This is a genomic window from Pseudomonas sp. (genome assembly GCF_030147005.1).
Classification (GTDB): domain Bacteria; phylum Pseudomonadota; class Gammaproteobacteria; order Pseudomonadales; family Pseudomonadaceae; genus Aquipseudomonas.
Map to the genome: position 1 here is coordinate 1 of NZ_JASLAW010000141.1, position 18,328 is coordinate 18,328.

At 61.3% G+C, this 18,328-nt stretch carries 17 protein-coding genes; 7 read left to right on the forward strand and 10 right to left on the reverse strand.

Going from position 1 to position 18,328, the window contains the following annotated elements; genetic code table 11:
- Positions 1-189: 189 nt before the first annotated feature.
- Positions 190-471, reverse strand: a complete 282-nt coding sequence (locus tag Q1V60_RS12895) for an HU family DNA-binding protein (protein ID WP_005785131.1) — start codon at positions 469-471, stop codon at positions 190-192.
- 395 nt (positions 472-866) lie between these two features.
- On the opposite strand from Q1V60_RS12895, the gene yejK reads away from it, so the two are divergent.
- Positions 867-1,871 carry a nucleoid-associated protein YejK gene (gene yejK / locus Q1V60_RS12900; RefSeq protein ID WP_300630873.1) on the forward strand — a complete coding sequence of 335 codons (1,005 nt, stop codon included), beginning with the start codon at positions 867-869 and terminating at the stop codon, positions 1,869-1,871.
- The gene (locus Q1V60_RS12905; protein WP_300630874.1) at positions 1,871-2,221 is read left to right on the forward strand and encodes a glutaredoxin family protein; all 351 of its coding nucleotides are present in this window, start codon (positions 1,871-1,873) and stop codon (positions 2,219-2,221) included. Before yejK ends, Q1V60_RS12905 begins: the two co-directional genes overlap by 1 nt.
- Before the next feature lie 248 nt (positions 2,222-2,469).
- On the opposite strand, the gene Q1V60_RS12910 is transcribed toward Q1V60_RS12905, so the two are convergent.
- The 6 genes from Q1V60_RS12910 to Q1V60_RS12935 form a co-directional block, all read right to left on the reverse strand.
- Positions 2,470-4,710, reverse strand: coding sequence for a TonB-dependent receptor (locus tag Q1V60_RS12910; RefSeq protein WP_300630877.1), 2,241 nt, complete (start codon positions 4,708-4,710; stop codon positions 2,470-2,472).
- 158 nt (positions 4,711-4,868) lie between these two features.
- The gene (locus Q1V60_RS12915) at positions 4,869-5,846 is read right to left on the reverse strand and encodes a FecR family protein (RefSeq protein WP_300630880.1); all 978 of its coding nucleotides are present in this window, start codon (positions 5,844-5,846) and stop codon (positions 4,869-4,871) included.
- On the reverse strand, positions 5,843-6,421 hold the full coding sequence (locus Q1V60_RS12920; protein WP_300630883.1) for an RNA polymerase sigma factor: 579 nt from the start codon (positions 6,419-6,421) through the stop codon (positions 5,843-5,845). Before Q1V60_RS12920 ends, Q1V60_RS12915 begins: the two co-directional genes overlap by 4 nt.
- A gap of 2 nt (positions 6,422-6,423) precedes the next feature.
- Positions 6,424-6,756, reverse strand: coding sequence for a DUF3325 domain-containing protein (locus tag Q1V60_RS12925; protein WP_300630885.1), 333 nt, complete (start codon positions 6,754-6,756; stop codon positions 6,424-6,426).
- Positions 6,757-8,331, reverse strand: coding sequence for a PepSY-associated TM helix domain-containing protein (locus tag Q1V60_RS12930; protein WP_300630887.1), 1,575 nt, complete (start codon positions 8,329-8,331; stop codon positions 6,757-6,759). It abuts the gene before it with no gap.
- On the reverse strand, positions 8,328-8,630 hold the full coding sequence (locus Q1V60_RS12935) for a DUF3649 domain-containing protein (protein ID WP_300630890.1): 303 nt from the start codon (positions 8,628-8,630) through the stop codon (positions 8,328-8,330). The genes Q1V60_RS12930 and Q1V60_RS12935 overlap by 4 nt, the downstream gene beginning before the upstream one ends.
- 170 nt (positions 8,631-8,800) lie before the next feature.
- On the opposite strand from Q1V60_RS12935, the gene Q1V60_RS12940 reads away from it, so the two are divergent.
- The 3 genes from Q1V60_RS12940 to fecA all read left to right on the forward strand — a co-directional run bounded on the left by Q1V60_RS12940 (position 8,801) and on the right by fecA (position 12,654).
- The gene (locus Q1V60_RS12940; RefSeq protein ID WP_300630893.1) at positions 8,801-9,289 is read left to right on the forward strand and encodes a sigma-70 family RNA polymerase sigma factor; all 489 of its coding nucleotides are present in this window, start codon (positions 8,801-8,803) and stop codon (positions 9,287-9,289) included.
- Entirely contained in the window at positions 9,286-10,227 is a 942-nt protein-coding gene (locus Q1V60_RS12945) for a FecR family protein (protein WP_300630895.1), read from the forward strand. The genes Q1V60_RS12940 and Q1V60_RS12945 overlap by 4 nt, the downstream gene beginning before the upstream one ends.
- Positions 10,228-10,317: 90 nt before the next feature.
- Complete coding sequence (gene fecA, locus Q1V60_RS12950) at positions 10,318-12,654, forward strand: TonB-dependent Fe(3+) dicitrate receptor FecA (RefSeq protein WP_300630898.1); 2,337 nt, start codon at positions 10,318-10,320, stop codon at positions 12,652-12,654.
- Positions 12,655-12,678: 24 nt separating this feature from the next.
- On the opposite strand, the gene Q1V60_RS12955 is transcribed toward fecA, so the two are convergent.
- Complete coding sequence (locus Q1V60_RS12955; RefSeq protein WP_300630900.1) at positions 12,679-13,551, reverse strand: LysR family transcriptional regulator; 873 nt, start codon at positions 13,549-13,551, stop codon at positions 12,679-12,681.
- A gap of 104 nt (positions 13,552-13,655) precedes the next feature.
- Here Q1V60_RS12955 and Q1V60_RS12960 point away from each other — a divergent pair, with 104 nt between their 5' ends.
- On the forward strand, positions 13,656-15,167 hold the full coding sequence (locus Q1V60_RS12960; RefSeq protein ID WP_300630903.1) for an MFS transporter: 1,512 nt from the start codon (positions 13,656-13,658) through the stop codon (positions 15,165-15,167).
- Between the two features lie 54 nt (positions 15,168-15,221).
- On the opposite strand, the gene Q1V60_RS12965 is transcribed toward Q1V60_RS12960, so the two are convergent.
- Both Q1V60_RS12965 and Q1V60_RS12970 read right to left on the reverse strand, forming a co-directional pair.
- Positions 15,222-15,632, reverse strand: coding sequence for an HPF/RaiA family ribosome-associated protein (locus Q1V60_RS12965; protein ID WP_124403172.1), 411 nt, complete (start codon positions 15,630-15,632; stop codon positions 15,222-15,224).
- A gap of 213 nt (positions 15,633-15,845) precedes the next feature.
- Positions 15,846-16,793 (reverse strand): LysR substrate-binding domain-containing protein, encoded by a 948-nt coding sequence (locus Q1V60_RS12970; RefSeq protein ID WP_300630909.1) that lies wholly within the window; start codon positions 16,791-16,793, stop codon positions 15,846-15,848.
- Between the two features lie 137 nt (positions 16,794-16,930).
- On the opposite strand from Q1V60_RS12970, the gene Q1V60_RS12975 reads away from it, so the two are divergent.
- Complete coding sequence (locus tag Q1V60_RS12975) at positions 16,931-18,307, forward strand: L-serine ammonia-lyase (RefSeq protein WP_300630911.1); 1,377 nt, start codon at positions 16,931-16,933, stop codon at positions 18,305-18,307.
- Positions 18,308-18,328 lie beyond the last annotated feature (21 nt).

Here is an 18,328-nt window from a genome sequence, read left to right on the forward strand (position 1 = left end):
AAACACCGCTACGGGGGCGTGGGAGCTTGCTCCCGCTGGAGGGCGTAGCGCTCCCCTGTATTCTGGAGCCGCTGCGTAGCCCAGCGGGAGCAAGCTCCCTCGCCACGGTAGCGGTGTTTGATAACAAAAAACGCAGGCAACAAAAAACCGTGCCCGGATCGCTCCGGAGCACGGTTTTTTTAACGCGTCTTACTTATTAACAGCGTCGGTCAGGCCTTTGGCCACAACCAGCTTGATAACTTTCTTGGCAGCGATTTCGATGGCAGCGCCAGTCGAAGGGTTACGGCCGGTACGGGCAGGACGCTCGGTCACTTTCAGTTTGCCGATACCTGGCAGAGTGATTTCGCCGCCGTTTTCCAGCTGATCGGCAACGATCTGGCCCAGTTGGTCCAGAGCTGCGCGCGCGGTGGTTTTTGGCGCGTCGATAGCTTCAGCGATATCAGCGATCAGTTGGTCTTTAGTCAAAGCCATTGTGGTGTTCCTTCCCTATCAAATTCATATGGATTGCAGAGTGCAGTGTCAGCCGTCGAGCCCGACCGTCTTGGCCTGGCGCCCCGGCTATAACCTCGGAGGACGGGGTTATAGATGCTTGAAACAGGGATTGGTTCGACCTGACAAATGCTGAATGCACGCTTAACGCCGAGACTTGGCGTAAGACCGGGCAAAACTAGCACAGCGACGGGGAAATATCCGCCTCAACATACCCATTTGGTCAGCTTTATCGCTCTAAACCGTGAAAAAAAGGCATATGCCCGGTCGGAGCACGTCCAAAACGCCCTTCCGGGCGCGTCTTGACCAACGGGTGCGGTACACTGGGCAACTTTTTGGGGAGGCTCATCGCTCCCCTTCAACCAGCCGAGAAGCCTATGCCGATCCGTCATTGCATCGTCCACCTGATCGACAAAAAACCCGACGGCACACCCGCAGTTCTGCATGCCCGTGATTCGGAGCTGTCCGAATCCGCCGCCATCGAGAACATGCTTGCCGACCTCAACGAGAGCTACAACGCCAAACAAGGCAAGGCCTGGGGTTTCTTCCATGCCGAGTCCGGCGCGCACCCGTTCAGCGGCTGGTTGAAGGAATACGTTGAAGGTGGCCAGGATTTCACTGCTTTCAGCCGTACGGCCGTGGAGCATCTGCAGAAGCTGATGGAAGAGTCCAACCTGTCGACCGGCGGCCACGTGCTGTTCGCCCACTACCAGCAGGGCATGACCGACTACCTGGCTATCGCGCTGCTGCACCACAGCGAAGGCGTGGCGGTGACCGATGAGCTGGACGTGACCCCATCGCGCCATCTGGATCTGGGCCAACTGCACCTGGCAGCGCGGATCAACGTTTCCGAGTGGCAGAACAACAAGCAGTCCAAACAGTACATCTCGTTTATCAAGGGCAAGAACGGCAAGAAGGTCTCGGAATACTTCCGCGACTTTATCGGCTGCCAGGAAGGCATCGACGGCCCGGGCGAAACCCGCACGCTGCTCAAGGCGTTCAGCGACTTCGTTGAAAGCGAAGACCTGCCGGACGAATCGGCCCGCGAGAAAACCAAGACCCTGGTGGACTACGCCAGCAGCCAGGCCAAGCTCGGCGAACCGATGGGCCTTGAAGAACTGTCCGGTTTGATTGATGAAGACCGGCCTAAAGCGTTCTACGACCACATTCGCAACAAGGACTACGGCCTGTCGCCGGAGATTCCCGCCGACAAACGCACCCTCAACCAGTTCCGCCGCTTCACTGGCCGCGCCGAAGGCTTGTCCATCAGCTTTGAGGCGCACCTGCTGGGCGACAAGATCGAATATGACGAAGCTGCCGGCACCTTGATCATCAAGGGCCTGCCGACCCAACTGACCGACCAGCTCAAGCGCCGTAACTGATGCTCGGCGGGGTCTTCAAGAAAGTCCTGCTGGTGTTGCTGGTGGTGGTGGTAATTCAGAACTGGGGCAAGATCGAACGGCTGTTCAACCCCTCGCAGGTAGTGTCGGAGCAGGTCCGCGCCTCAGCGCGCGTGGTGCTCTACGCCACCGAGTGGTGCGGCTACTGCAAGCAGACGCGACGCTTTCTGGATCAGAAGGGTATTCCTTACCAAGCCTTCGACATCGAGAAGGATGCCCAGGCGCGCAAGGCGTATGAAGGGTTGGGCGGGGGCGGGATTCCGTTTGTGGACGTCAATGGCACGTTGATTCGCGACTACAACCCGGATGCGATCATGGCGGCCTTGAAATAACCCGATCTCCTGCATGCAGCGGGTCAAATGTGGGGCGGGCTAGCCCTGCTGCGGCCTAGTCAATGGAAGATGCAGGTACTGCGTAAACCTGTGGCGAGGGAGCTTGCTCCCGCTGGGGCGCGAAGCGGCCCTGGGCTTCGTTTAAAGAATGGGACTGCTACGCAGTCCAACGGGAGCAAGCTCCCTCGCCACAGTAAAGCGCTTATTCTTGACTGATCAAGCTCCCTCCCAACCAGGTTGCGGGGGCCTTAGAAGTTGGCTTCCAGCGACACCATCGCCGTGCGCTCTTCCCCCACGTTGTAATACGCCGTACTCGGTGCCAGCCCGTTGACCGGGGCCGAGTTGAACGCCACGGTACGCGCCGAGCTCAAGTACTCCTTGTCGAACACGTTAAGCATCGAAAACCGCAACGCGGCCGACTTGATGACCTTTTTGTCCACCGGCAAATAAATACCCGCGTTCAGGTCGAACACCGTGCGGCCCTCGATCTTTTCCTTGTTGGTCAAATCGCCATAGAAGCTGCCAACATACTTGCCCGCGATATTTCCGTAGAACCGCGAGTCGTCATACCCGAACACCAGGTTGAACATGTTTTCCGGCACATTGGCCAATTGCTTGCCCGCCGTCGGCAACAACACATTCCTGTTGAGCAAATCGTCTTTCTGTTCGGACTGGGTGTAGGTATAGGACGCGTAGTAATTGAAGTTGTTGGGCAACAAACCACTCCACTCAAGTTCCAGGCCTTTGTTATCCACACCGCCGACGTTGAGCACCATGTAGTCACCGCTGGCGTCGGTGGTCGACACTTGGCGATCCTTGAAGCTGATGTAGAACAGCGTCGCGCTCAACGCCATGTCGTCTTCGGTGTAGCGCCAGCCCAGTTCCTGGTTCCAGCTCAGCTCGGACTTGAGGCTGACGGAATCGCCTTTGTTGTACAGCACGTAGTTCGGCGGCGTGCGCATGTTGCGGGTGACGTTGTAGAACGCCTGGTTGCTCTCGTCCACCTGGTATTTGGCGCTGAAGTTCGGCAGGAACTGGTGATAGCGGGTGTTACGTTGCTCCGGCTGGTCGTACAGGCTGCCGAGGTTATTACCGTCACGCTCGACATACTGGTACGCCACACCGCCGACAAAACTCAGGTCCGGCGTGGCTTGCCAGTTGTCCTGAACCCAGAGTTTCTGTGCCGGGGTCACGGTGTAGTAGTGGCGACCTTGTACGGTCTTGCCGTTTTTATCGACCACCTGAGCACCGTCGTTGTAGTCGCCCCACACATCATCGGGCGCGCCTTCACCGTTGATCCCGATAAATGGCTGGGTCTGGCGCTGGCGTGCGCGTTCATACCAGTAGCCGTAGTCCAGGCTGTGTTCCTCGTTGATGTCCCACTTCATCTTGGCCGTGAAGCCAGGGCGCCAGGTTTCGGTCCATGAGGGGCGGTAATAATTGGCCGATTGCAGGTTGCCCAGGTCGTAATTACCGGCCTTGTCGGAACCCGGCCCCAGGTTCGAGGCGGTCTGGCCGCTGAAGCTGCCACCGTTGGCCCAGTAATAATACGGCGTGAGCGTCAGCGACAAATTGTCTTGCAACTGCCAGCGCTGGGTCAGCGTGGCGTTGACGCTTTCGAACGGGTTGCGGTTGAGCTTGTAGGACGCCGACAGTAATCCTGCCTTGTATATCGGCGTTTGCGCGTAGTCCTTGCGTCGTCCTTCGGTGTCGAACTGTGCTTTGCTCAGGCTGTTGTAGTTGTAGTTTTCCTGTTGGTTGTACTTGACGGTGGCCAGGGTGGAGTTGCCGTTGCCATCTTCGTACAGGCTGCTCCACTCAACTTTATCGCTGCGCAGGGTGCCCTTGCCGCGCCACTTGTCGCCTTCCAGGTGAGACGCCGAGACCCAGGTCTTGAAGCCACCGAAATCACCGGTATTGACGCGCACGAAGGTCTTGCGCAAGGCATTGGAACCGACGATCTGTTTGGCGAACACCCCGGCGTCCCTGGCCGGCCGAATCGTGATCATGCCGATGTTGCCGCCGCTGGAGCCGATGTGCGGGCCATCCGCCTCGGAGGAACCTTGAGTGGCAAACACTTCAGCGAGGTTTTCCGGATCGCCCATCTGATTGGAGTAAACGCTGTAGTTGCCCGAATCGTTGATCGGTACGCCGTCGACAGACACACCCACCTGATCAGAGCTCATGCCGCGCATGGTGAAGGTGGTACCGCTGGTGCCGCTGGCGTCGTCGCTGGAGACGTTGATACCCGGCGTGTATTTGAGCTTGTCGATGGCGTTGGCGGTCGCCGACATCTCGTCCATGGCTTCCTTGGTCACCGTCGACCGTGCCTTGGCGCTTTCCTCGCGGATCATGTGGCCGTTGCCCAGGGTTTGCTTGCCGGCGACATTCACAGAACCGACATCCTGGGAATCGTCCGCCAGAATCAGCGGCGCAAAACCGCCCAGGCCCGAGGCCAGGAGCAGGGCATAAAGTTTGTTGTAGTTCACGTGTAGATCCCTTACTGACATTGCTCTGTTGAACGGGCAGATGTAGGTAGCTTCCTGACCGCTTGCTCAGGAACCCAAGGATGATCCACGGCACGTGTAACCGTTTAGTGACAGGTTTTGGCAAATGAGATGAAGGTTCGGTGAACGGCGATGCGGGCTTAGCGCAACACAATCATCCGGCCCGGCAGCCTGTACTGTTCAAAACCAAGCACCGCTTGCAGGGCACTCAACACGGCCACAGGGTCCTTGCTGGGAAAGCTGCCGCTGACGCGTTTGGCGCCCATTTCGTCATTGAGCAAGAGAATGCGGCCGGGGTAGTAGCGGGCCAAATCCTCAATCACCTCGGCCAACGGCGCCTTGTAGTAATTGAGCCACCCATCGCGCCAGGCCAGGCGTGATTCGCTGTCTACCGAATGCAGCGGCTCGGCCACACCGTCGGCGTAGGCCACTTGCTGGCCTGCCGTCAGAATTTGCTGAGGCCCCTGTTTGGATGGCGTCACTCCGACCCGGCCGGACAATACGGTCACCTGTGCCCCCGCCGGTTGCAGTCGCACTTCGAACTGTGTGCCCAGCACCTGCGCTTCTCCGCTGCCCGCTTCGACCACAAAGGGTTGGACGGTGTGGACAACGCGGAAAAAACCGGCGCCTCGACGCAACTGGATATGTCGCTCGCCGTGGCTGAAGTCCACCGCGATGGCGCTGTCGGCGTCGAGGGTGACATGGGACTGATCGGCCAGGATGACGGTCCTCACCTCCCCTGGCGCCGTCACGTAATCGGCGCCCAGGTCATCGAGCCAGCGCGACGGCTGCCAACCGGCGCCCATCGAGACCATCACCAACAAACAGGCCGCCATGGCCAACGCGCCGCGCCAATGCACCCTGCGCGGGCGCCTGGACCGACTCATCGCATCGAGATAGCCCTGCAAGGCCTGCGCGTCTTCGTGGGCCAAGGTGCGTGCCGGCACTTCACTCAACTCCCACAGCACCTGGGCCTGGGAGTAGGCCTGGACATGGGCGGGGTCGGCCCGCAGCCATTGGCTGAAGGCGGCTTGCTCGCCACCGCTGGGGTGGTCGTGCAGCAGGCTCAGCCAGGCGAGCGCGGCCTGTTCCTGGGCGGGCGTGGGCGTGACGTTCACGAAGCTTTCCCTGGCGTACGTGGCGGCGACGGTTCGCGCAGGCTCGCTTTGCAGGCTTGGAGGGCACGCATCATGTGTTTTTCCACGGCGCTTTGGGACAAGCCCATCGCCTTGGCAATCTCGGCATATTTACGACCGTGGATGCGGTTGAGCAGGAAAATCTGCCGGGTGCGCTCGGGCAAACTGCGCAATGCGGCTTCGACATGGCGCAGGTCATTGCCCGCTTCAAGGGCCGCCTGGGGTTCGCAGCTCTGGTTGTCCTGTTGCTCGGGCAACCAGCCCTCATTGCTGCGCACGCGGGCGCCTTCGCTGCGCAAATGGTCGATGGCGATATTGCCGGCGCAGCGCAGCAGGTAGGTGCTGAGTTCTTCGACCTGTACCAGCGGGCGGCGCCAAAAGCGCAGGAACAGGTCTTGCACCAGATCAGCCGCTGTTGCGCGACAACCGACACGGCGGCTGACCAGCGCCTCCATCTGCGAACGCTGGGACAGGAACACCTGCAGGAAGTGCGCGCGCCCACCGGCCGCGTCCGGGTGCGGACTGTCTTGAGGTGTCGGCGGGGGGATGACGATCATGCTCAACTTAAGAACAGGCCGAACGCCGCTACAGGGCTGGCCAGCAGACCGACGCCCGCCAGCATCAAGGCCAGCCTTGGCCGGTACGGCAACAGCAACACCAGCAGCAAGGCGCTGAGCATCAACACCGCGCACCACTCCACCAAGCCCTGGCCCCACCCCGCGACGGTCACCGCCGGCCAGATCGCCAACGTCAGCAGCGACCCGCCCGCCGCACGTAACCCCAGACGCCGTGCAGGCGAAGGTTTGCTGCGCAGCAGCTCGCCGTGATGGCGGTCAGTGGCCAGGCACAGCGCAGTAAACCCGGCGTAGCACATCAGCAGAGCAAGCAGCATTCAGTTCGCCTCCTGCTTGAACGTCAATGCGCTTGCGCGTTCGGCCTTGGGTTGCGGCGCCGTGTGGTGATGCATCTTCCACGCCGCCCAGCCGAGAAACAACCCGCTGGCCAGGCACGTCAGGTCGAAACCAGCCATGGCCCAGTCACCGCTCATCAGCGAAGCACCCAAGTGATACGGCGTGGTCAGGGCGTTAAGCAGTGGGATGGCGGCAAACAGCAGCGCACCCAGGCTCAACTGCTCGACCCAGCCCTGACGACCGCGACGCAGCATGGCATGCACCAGGCTCAGCCCCCAGGCGATAAAGAAGCTTTGCACTTCCCAGCCGGAACGCTCGGCCACGCTCACCGGCAACAATCGGTTGGCCCAGAAAAACGCCGCGATGGCGATCATCAGCCCCGACATGCTGGCGATGTTCAACACCTCCACCAGCCGCAGTTCAAAAGGCATCACGCCGGTCTTGGCATGCTTGAGCTGGCGCTTGCCAAGCCACATCACCAGCCCGGTGCCGATCATCGCCGTGCCCGCCAGGCCGCAGATAAAATACAGCCAGCGCAAAACCGGGCCGGCGAAATGGCCCATGTGCAAGCCATAGAAACTGCCGCCGATGACCGACGGCAAGGACGGCTCACCGCCGACCCGCAACAACTGGCCCGTGGTGCCGTTGAACGAGACGGTGTTGCCGAAACCATGCACCACGCTATCGGACCCGGCGCGAAACACATTTACCGAGGCATTGACGTCACTCGGATTATTTACCGCCAAGCGTCCGACATGCCCACCCGCCCACTGTTGCCGCGCCTGCTGGTACATCGGCCACAGCGGCTGCAACGTGCCCGGCTGGCCGAGCGCCGGCGCGTTATCGGAACTGGGGAACACTTCATTGAAGAACGCCCGGCTGTCGTCGCCATACGAGGCCACGATGGGCGCCGGCATCACCATGCTCATGAAAATCACCAAGCTGCTGTAGGTGATCATCAGGTGAAACGGCAGCACCAGCACACCCACCGCGTTATGCCCGTCCAGCCAGGAACGCTGGCCTTTGCGCGGGCGAAAGGTGAAGAAGTCCTTGAAGATTTTCTTGTGGGTGATGATGCCGGTGATCAGCGCGACAAACATCACCATCGCGGCGAGGGTCGACAGCCAGCGGCCCCAGGGGTAAGGCATCTGCAGCTGGAAGTGGAAACGGTAGAAGAATTCGCCGCCCATGCTTTCACGGGCTTGGACCGTTTGGCCGCTGACCGGGTCGAGGACTTTCTGAATGAAGTTGCCACGCTTGCCGGGGTCGACCTGGTGTTGCCACATCACCGACAGGCCGGGGTCGCGGCTGTTGGGCAAGGTAATGAACCAACGCGCGGCCGTGGGCGCCTGTTGCTGCAGATAGTGTTGCGCCACGGCCAGGCTGCGGGCGTCGTCCAGCGGGTGGGCCTGTACTTCGGGCTGCATCCAGTGGGTTATTTCGTCCTTGAAGTAGGCCAGTGTGCCCGTCAGGAAAATCGCGAACAGCAACCAGCCGAAGATCAACCCCGCCCAGGTGTGCAGCCACGCCATGGCTTGGCGAAAACCCTCTTTCATGTGCGTACCACCCAGAATCCTATGCCCGCCAGGGTGGCGAACAGTGCGCTGGGCAGCATCACCCCGACCCACGCGCGCCACGCCGTGCGGCAGGCGAAACACCAGAGCACCGCCAGCAGGTAGAACACGAACGAACTCATCATGCCGACGATCACCGCGTCCGCACGGGAGTTGGGCAGCCACAGCGCGAGGCAGATAGCGGCCAGGGAGGCCATCAGATAACCGCCGAACACAGCCGCCAGCACGCGCGAGGTGACGGCGAGGCGATAAGAGGCAGGCAGTGAGGTTTTGCTTTTCATGCGGCAGGCGCCAAGTTCATCAGCGCGCAATATTAATGATAAATATTCTCATAAGCAAAAGAGAACGGATGAATCACCGGCGCTGGCGGATTGCCGAACTTCGCTTGCGCCCCTACAATGCGAACAATTCTTGTTCTCTAAAGCATGCCGATGCTGATGGAGTAATCCCGTTGCCGTCGTCCGACACCGTCGAAGTTCTGTACACCGACCATCACCACTGGCTCACAGGCTGGTTGCGACGCAAACTCGGCTGCCCGCAAAACGCGGCTGACCTGGCGCACGACACCTTCATCAAGGTACTCAGCGCACGGGAAGCGCCAACGCTGATCGAACCCCGCGCTTTTCTCACCACCGTCGCCAAGCGCGTGCTGTTCAACTTCTACCGTCGCCAGGACCTGGAGCGCGCCTACCTCGATGCCCTGGCACAGATGCCGGAGCATGTAGCGCCGTCGGAAGAAGACCGCGCAATCATCCTGCAAACCCTGCTGGAACTGGACCAACTGCTCGACGGCCTGCCGGCCCAGGTCAAACGCGCCTTCCTGTTGGCCCAGCTCGATGGCCTTACCTATGCGCAAATCGGTGTGCAACTGGGCATTTCCGTCGCCACGGTCAAACGCCACCTGCACAAAGCCGCCCTGCGCTGCTATTTCGCCCTATGAACGTCTCGACCCAAGTTGCCGAACAAGCCGTGCACTGGTTGCTGGAAATGCAACAAGGCGCGCTCAACCCGCGCCGACAGGCAGCCTGGCAGCAGTGGCTGGATGCGCATAGCGAACACCAGCGCGCGTGGGACCACATCCAGCGCGTCAACCAGCGGCTGCGCGGCATGCCTTCGCCGCTGGCACACGCGGCGTTGAATGCACCGACGTCCAACAGCCGGCGCCAGGCGCTGAAGCTGCTGTTAATCCTTGGGGCCGGCTCGGCGGCAGCCTGGAGCCTGCGCCAGCAACATATTCTGCCGCCGTTGACGGCCGAATACCGCAGCCCCATCGGCCAGCGCCGCAGCGTGCAGTTGGCCGACGGCAGCCGGTTGCAGCTCAACACCGGCAGCGCGGTGGATGTGCATTTCGATAGCCGGCAGCGACTGATCCGCCTGCTCGAAGGTGAAATCCTGCTGACCGCCCGCGCAGGTGCCACGCCGCTGCGCGTACTGACCGGCCAGGGTGTGCTCAGCAGCCAGGCGGCGCGGCTGAATGTACGTCAGTTCAGTGACCGTACCCAGCTGGCGGTGCTCGACGGCCGTGTCGACGTGGCGCCCAACAGCTACAGCGGCCTGCCGCTGATCGTCGAGGCCGCGCATCAGGTCAATTACACCCGCAAAGGCTGGGACAGCCCTCGCCCTGTCGACGCCAACAGCGGCGCCTGGGCTGACGGCATGCTGGTGGCGGCGCACATGCGCCTGGAGGACTTCCTCGGCGAACTCGGGCGTTACCGCCGCGGCCAGCTCAATTGCGACCCGCAGGTGGCAAACCTGCTGCTGTCCGGCAGTTATCCACTGGATGACAGTGAACGCATTCTCGACCTGCTGGAAGTCAGCCTGCCGGTCAAGGTGCGGCGTTTTACCCGCTACTGGGTGACGGTGCAGGCACGCGCCTGAAATTATTTAAATAACAATGAGCCGTTTTCCACCCCTCGCGTGACAGAGAAGGAAAGCCACCTTGATCCTTCCTTCTCAGGACCGCCCTTCATGCCCCTGCAACCCACGCTTCTTGCCCGCTCCCTGCGCCAACTCGTACTGGGCGCCAGCCTCAGCCTGACCGTGCTGCCGCCGCTGATGGCCGCCGAAGCCAAGGCCTATCACATCGCACCGACCACCCTGGAAGCGGCCCTGAACCAATTCGGCCGCGAAGCCGGCGTGCTGGTGTCCTTCGGCTCCGACGTCACCGCCGGTCTGCAAAGCCCTGGTTTGTCGGGCAACTACAGCGCCGCCCAAGGCCTGCAAAAACTCTTGGAAGGCAGTGGCCTGCAAGCCCGTGCCGAGGGCGACAACGCCTACAGCCTGCAACCAGCCGACGCCCCGGCCACCTTCGAACTGCAAACCTCCAACGTGGTCGGTGACTGGCTCGGCGATGCGACGCAGACCAACGTGTTCGAACACCCCGGCGCCCGTGATGTCATCCGCCGCGACGAATTCGAACGCCAAGGCGCGACCCAGGCCCGCGACGTGCTCAACCGCATCCCCGGCGTCAATGCTCCGGACAACAACGGCACCGGCAGCCATGACATGGCGCTGAACTTCGGTATTCGCGGGCTCAACCCGCGCCTGGCGTCGCGCTCCACGGTGTTGATGGACGGCATCCCCGTACCCTTCGCACCGTACGGCCAGCCGCAACTTTCGTTCGCACCGATCAGCATGGGCAACATGGACGCGGTGGACGTGGTACGTGGCGGCGGCGCGGTGCGCTACGGCCCGCAAAACGTCGGCGGCATCGTCAACTTCGTGACCCGCGCGATCCCGGATGCGCCAACCGTCAAAGGCGGCGTGCAGACCGAAACCAGCCCGTCCTCCAGCCACGATGGCTTCAAGACCACCGGCAACCTGCTGGCCGGCGGCACCGCCGACAACGGCCTGGGCGGCGCGCTGCTGTACTCCGGCACCCGAGGTGGCGACTGGCGGGAAAACAGCAACACGCGCATCGACGACCTGATCCTCAAAGGCAACTACCAACTGGACGACGCCAACAGCTTCAACGCCATGGCGCAGTACTACGACGGCCAGGCCGATATGCCCGGCGGCTTGAACGTCAAGGACTACAAGGCCGACCCATACCAGTCGACCCGCCCCTACGACAAGTTCTGGGGCCGCCGGACGATGTTCAACGTCGGCTACCGCTACGAGCAGGATCGCCGTGAATTCACGGTCAATAGCTTCTTCACCAAGACCCTGCGCAGCGGCTACCTCGATCAAGGCAACTTCCTCTCGCTGTCACCACGCGAGTACTGGGTACGCGGCCTGCAAACCCGCTTCGCCCAAGGCTTCGACCTCGGCGCCACCGCCCACGAAGTAGGCGTCGGCTACCGCTACGTCAATGAAGCCGGCCACGAGTTGCGCTACCGCACGCCGATTGCCGCCAATCAGCAACTTCCGACCACCGACAGCCGTAACGACCGCGACACGCGCGGCGGCACCGAAGCCAATGCGTTCTTCATCGACGACCGTATCGATATCGGCAAATGGACCATCACGCCAGGCATCCGCTACGAAATGATCAAGTCCCAACAGACCAACAACCTGAGCAACGTCAACTACAAAGGCGACTACAACACCGCGCTGCCGGCCTTGAACGTGCTCTACCACCTCACCGACGATTGGAACCTCTACGCCAACACCGAAGGCTCGTTCGGCAGCGTGCAGTACAGCCAGATGCCCAACCGCGTAAACAGCGGCGAAGTGAAACCGGAAAAAGCCCGCACTTGGGAACTCGGTACGCGCTACGACAACGGCAGTCTGCGCGCCGAAATCGGTGCGTTTCTGATCAACTTCGACAACCAGTACGACAGCAACCAGACCAACGATACGGTGATCGCACGCGGTGAAACGCGGCACCAGGGCATCGAGTCGAGCATCAACTATGCCCTCGACGGCCTGAGCCCGGCGCTGGCCGGCTTCGATGTGTACGCCACCTATGCTTACGTCGATGCGACCATCCGCGAAGACGGCCCGAACAAAGGCAACCGCGTGCCCTTCTCGTCCAAGCACAAAGGCACCCTCGGCGTGGGGTACACCGATGGCCCGTGGAAGCTCAACCTGGACAGCAGCTACCAAAGCAGCCAGTTCGCCGACAATGCCAACACCCAGGCCGAAAGCGCCGACGGCGCGAACGGGCGCATTCCCGGTTACATGCTGTTCAGCAGCCGCGCGGCGTATGACTTTGGCCCCAAACTGTCGGATTTGAACGTGGCGGTCGGTGTGAAAAACCTCTTCAACAAGCAGTACTACACGCGCTCGTTTGACGATAACAACAAGGGCAAGTACGTGGGTGAGCCGCGCACGGTGTATGTGCAGACGTCTATCGCGTTCTAACGGCCAACCTTATCCAGTTGGATGCTAACTGCCTGCCAGGCAACTGGGGGTCGCCGCAACCAGCGCATCAATGGCGCAGCGCGTCTTGGCCGGCATGTGCGTTGCCGTCGGCCAGATCACGTGGATGGGGGACGGCTGTTCGCGGTCATCGGGCAGCACCGCTTCCAGTTGCCCGCGCAACGCGTAGTGGGCAATCAACCAACTCGGCAACCAGGCCAGGCCCACGCCCGCGATGGCCGCATCGGCCACGGCCTGGAGATCGTCCAGCACCAGGGGCGTGACCAGGCCCGAGCGATGGGCGGCGTTGCTGCGGTAGGCAATGCCGCGATGTCCCGACAAATCTTCGATACGTTCAATTCGCCCCATCCGCTGCAAATACGCCGGGGACGCCGTCAGCCCCATGACCTGCTGCCCCAGGCGTCGCGCACTCAGGCGGTCGGTATCCGGCAGCGCGCCGATGCGCACGGCAATATCGAAGCCCTCCTGCGCCAGATCAATCATGCGATCGGAAAAGCCGATATCGATCTCCAACTGCGGGTAGCGGTCCATCAAGCTCCACAGCGCAGGTGCCGCATAGTGGTGACCAAACGCCAGCGGCAAACTCACTCTCAAACGCCCGCGTGGCTGCTGACGGCCGCTTTCCAGCACGGACTCGGCCGCCTCCAGCTCCCCGAGCGCGCGCAAACAATGCTCGTAGTACGCCTGCCCGTCCTCGGTCAGACGCTGGCGGCGCGTGGAGCGTTGCAACAGGCAAGTGCCCAGGCGCGCTTCGAGCCGCGCCAGGCCCTTGCCCACCGCCGAACGCGTGAGATTCAGCCGGTCGGCCGCGGCGCTCAGGTTGCCGCTCTCGACAATTTGCAGAAACAGTTCGACGCCATCGAAACGTGGGGTTGCCATAGAAGATTGTCGCCTTTGATTCCCTTGTTTAAGGAAAAGTTATCGCGAATTAAGAATCAGATTCCCGAGAGAATAATCCCTCCCTCTCTCGAAAGGTACTGCACATGCCATCCGCCGCCACCCTATCGGCCTTAAGCCCACCGCACGCGGCCAGAAACGGCCTGGCGCTCACCGCCGTGTGCCTTGTGGCGCTGATGTTCGGCCTGGAAATCTCCAGCGTCCCGGTCATTCTGCCCACCCTTGAGCGCGAACTGGGCACCGGGTTTCAAGATGCCCAATGGGTCATGAATGCTTATACCCTGGCCTGCACCAGCGTGATGATGGCGGCGGGTACCCTGGCCGATCGCTTTGGCCGTCGACGTGTGCTGGTGCTGTGCCTGTGGGTTTTCGGCCTGGCCTCACTGGCCTGTGGCTTGGCCGACGATGCGCCGACGCTGATCGTGGCGCGTTTCGCCCAAGGCATCGGCGCCGGTGCGATGATGATCTGCCAGTTCGCGATTCTTTCGCATTTGTTTCGTGAACCGGCGGCACGCGCTCGAGCTTTCGCGATCTGGGGGGTGATTGCCGGCGTGGGCCTGGGATTTGGGCCGATGGTCGGTGCACTGACGCTGGCGGTCGCGGATTGGCGCTGGGTATTTCTCGCCCACGTGCCGCTCACGCTCCTCACGTTGGTGCTGCTGCGGATCAGCGTGCAAGAATCCCGCGACCCGGTCGGCCATCGCCTCGACATCGCCGGCATGCTGACCTTGACACTGTCGGTGTTCGCCCTGGTGTACTTCATCACCCAGGGTACCGAGCAGGGCTTCGCCACACCGGGCATGCTCGGCTGGGCAAGCTTGGCGCTGATGGCCTTGCTGCTGTTCATCGTGGTTGAAAAGCGCAGCGCTCATCCGATGTTCGATTTTTCGGTATTCCGCATCCAGCGCTTCAACGGTGCGCTGATGGGCTCGATCGGCATGAACTTCAGCTTCTGGCCATTCATGATCTACCTACCGCTGTATTTTCAGGCGGGCCTGGGCTATGACACCCTGACCACCGGCGGCGCCCTGCTCGCCTACACCTTGCCCACCTTGCTGGTGCCACCGCTGGCCGAACGCCTGGCCCTGCGCTACGGCGCCGAACGCATCATTCCCGCAGGCCTGGCGACAATGGGCGCGGGGTTTCTGGCGATGGCCGTCGCCAATGTCGCCGCACGGCCAAGCGCGCTGCTGGTGCTGCTCAGTTGCGTGATTGCAGGCGTTGGCCTGGCGCTGACCAACTCACCCACCACCAACACCACCACCGGCGCCGTCTCGGCGGATCGCACGGGCATGGTCTCGGGCATCGACTTCAGCGCGCGGCTGATCACCCTGGCGCTCAACATCGCGTTAATGGGCCTGGTGCTGTTGCTGGGAATCGGTCATGAATTGGCCAACGTGCTACCCGCCAACACGGCATCGGATTGGCCGGCGCTGAGCCAGAATATTGCAGCAGGCAAGCTGGAGTCTGCGGGTTTGGCATTCGAAGATGCTCAGGCGGCACTGCGCAATGGCGCCGGTTGGACGATGCTCTTTGCCGGCCTGGGGGCGTGCGGGCTGGCGCTGCTCAGCCGGTATTTCTTCAACCTGCGCCGTTAAACGAAAACGGGCCTGCATGCGCAGGCCCGTTTTCAATGGGGAGTCAAAAAACTATCAACCGTTAAATACGGCCCGTTCTTTTTCCAGAAACTCCTGTTCAAGCTCATCTTCATTAACTTTGGTAGTCGGCTGGTTTTTGCCGGCAGCGCGGGGCTTGCCTTGCAGTTTGCCGAACAGATGTTCCAGCGCGTGGTCGAGCTTGGTGGCCGCGCCATCGATCGCTTGTTCCAGCGTATCGGCTTTATGGCAGACGGAAATCGCTTGATGGCCTTTTGGACGTGCCTCCAGACGGCAACTTAAATCGTGGGGACCGGGCTTGTCACCGTTCTCGTCCCGCAGGTAGACCTCCACACGGGTCAGGTCTTCTTCATAACGTTCGAGCGTGCTCTCAATGGTAGTACGTACCCACTCCTCCAGTCGGATGCTGCTTTCAATATGGTTATCGCTATTGACTTGGATTTGCATAGTTCTTCCCTTATTTCAGCTAGCTCGCCAGAGATCACAAACTGCAACACCGGGGTGGTGAAACCATGACCTCTTGTTTACACAATTGAGCACCTGCTGAAACATTTCAACCCCTTTGCAAAGATAAATCCTACATTACAAATTAACCCTGACGACAAGCAAAAACGCTGGTAGGGTGGGGAGTTAGTTACATCTTCTTACTTCCAGTCTTCCTCACAATTGCCCCTCTCCCAAAGGGTGCAATGCACGAAAAATCCCAGCCTCCTCCACCAGCCAGTCATGCACCGCACGCACGCCCGGATGGCTCAATGCGCCTGGCGCATACAGCAGCACGTAGCGTTTGTGATTGGGCACGGCCAGGCCGAACGGCACGATCAGGGTGCCGCGCTCCAGTTCATCGTTGAGCAAGGTGCGCCGCGCAATGGCCACGCCCATACCGGCGATGGCGGCTTCGATGGTCAGGTGGTTGCGGTTGAAGGTGTGCCCGCGGCGTACATCGGCATCGGGGTAACCGATGGCATTCAGGTAGAACTCCCACTCGGCATACTCATAACTCCCACGCCAGGCAGTGATGTCGTGCAGCAGCGGAAAATGCACCAGGTCCGCCGGCCCATGCAACGGTGGACGCCCGCGCAGCAGGCTGGGGGCGCAGACCGGAAAGATCTGTTCGTCCAGCAGCGCTGTGGATAACAGGCCTGGGTAGCTGCCGTCGTTAAGGTCGACGGCCAGGTCGAAGTCGCCCTCGTGCAGGGCGATGCTGCTGTCTTCGGCGACCATGCGCAACTGGATATCCGGAAAGCGCTGCTGCAAACGTGGCAGACGCGGAGTCAGCCATTTGCCGAGAAACGACGGGATCGAACGCAGGCGCAAGGTGCCGCTGATCATCCCAGCGTCCAGACGCTGTAATTCGGCGTCAATGCTGCCATAAGCCTCCCCCACCACCGCCGCCAGGCGCTGCCCTTCGGCGCTGAGTTCTACTCCCCTGGCTCGTCGGTGAAACAGCCGAAAGCCCAAGCGCTCCTCCAACTGACGAATCTGTTGGCTCACCGCCCCCGGCGTGATGTGCAGTTCTTCGGCGCAACGGGTGAACGAAAGGTGTCGCGCTGCACAGGAAAAAACATGCAGCCAGACGTAGGTCTGGCCATGAAGGGGGCGGGTCATAGCGTTTAGTCCTGCTAAAGGGTGTCTTAGAATAATTCGTTGGTCAGTGCCGATCCAGAGGCTCAGTATCGCGCCAATTCCGCCTGCTCTACAAAACATGGCAGCGATTCCTACTCCATTGCTTGTAAGGCTTTAGCATGGCTATCAGTGTTTTCGATCTATTCAAAGTGGGCATCGGCCCCTCCAGCTCCCATACCGTCGGCCCGATGCGCGCTGCGGCGACCTTTGCCCAGGCGCTGACCGACCAGCAGTTGGTCAGCCAAACTCGCCGCGTCGAAGTGCGTTTATACGGTTCGCTGTCCGCCACCGGTGTCGGCCACGCCACCGACCGCGCTTGTGTGATGGGCTTGATGGGCGAATGGCCGGATCGAATCGACCCCACCTCGATCAACGCGCGTATCCAGCAACTGCGCAAGTCCGGCCAGCTGTTGCTGGCAGGCCAACAGGCCATTGCCTTCAACTGGCACACCGACCTGCTGCTGCTCGATGAAAGCCTGCCCTACCACCCCAACGCCATGTCCCTGCACGCTTATGGCGACGATGGGCTGCTAAGCGAGCAAACCTACTATTCGGTAGGCGGCGGTTTCATCATCGAAGCCGCCGAAGCCGCGTCGGGCATTGCGCCGACCAGCGACGTGCAATTGCCCTACGACTTTTCCAGCGCCGTTGAACTGCTGGCCTTGTGCAACAAGCACGGCCTGCGGGTTTCGGAGTTGATGATGGCCAACGAACGGGCCTGGCGCAGCGACGAAGACATCCGCAGTGGCCTGCTGCATATCTGGTCGGTGATGCGCGAATGCGTGGAACAAGGCCTGCGCGATGAAGGCATTCTGCCCGGTGGCCTGGACGTCCCGCGTCGCGCGGCGAAATTGCACCGCAGCCTGTTGGAAATCGGCAAGCCCAACGTGATCACATCCACCTTGTCGGCCATGGAATGGGTCAACCTGTTCGCCCTCGCCGTCAACGAAGAAAACGCCGCCGGCGGGCGCATGGTCACCGCGCCGACCAATGGCGCGGCGGGGATCATCCCGGCGGTGCTGCACTACTACATGAAGTTCAACGCCGACGCGTCCGACGATGATGTGGTCAATTTCTTGCTGGCTGCCGCCGCCGTCGGCATCCTCTGCAAGAAGAACGCCTCGATCTCCGGCGCCGAAGTCGGCTGCCAGGGCGAAGTCGGCTCAGCCTGCGCCATGGCTGCCGCCGGGCTGGCGGATATTCTGGGCGCCACCCCCGAGCAATTGGAAAACGCCGCCGAAATCGGCCTGGAACACAACCTCGGCCTGACCTGCGACCCGGTCGGCGGCCTGGTGCAGGTACCGTGCATCGAGCGCAACGCCATCGCGGCCGTCAAAGCGATCAACGCCACGCAGATGGCCCTGCGCGGCGACGGCAAACACTTCATTTCCCTCGACCGGGTAATCCGCACCATGCGCGATACCGGCGCCGATATGCATGACAAATACAAAGAAACTTCACGGGGCGGCCTGGCGGTCAGCTGGGTGGAGTGCTGATCGGAGCACTTTCACCCGCCC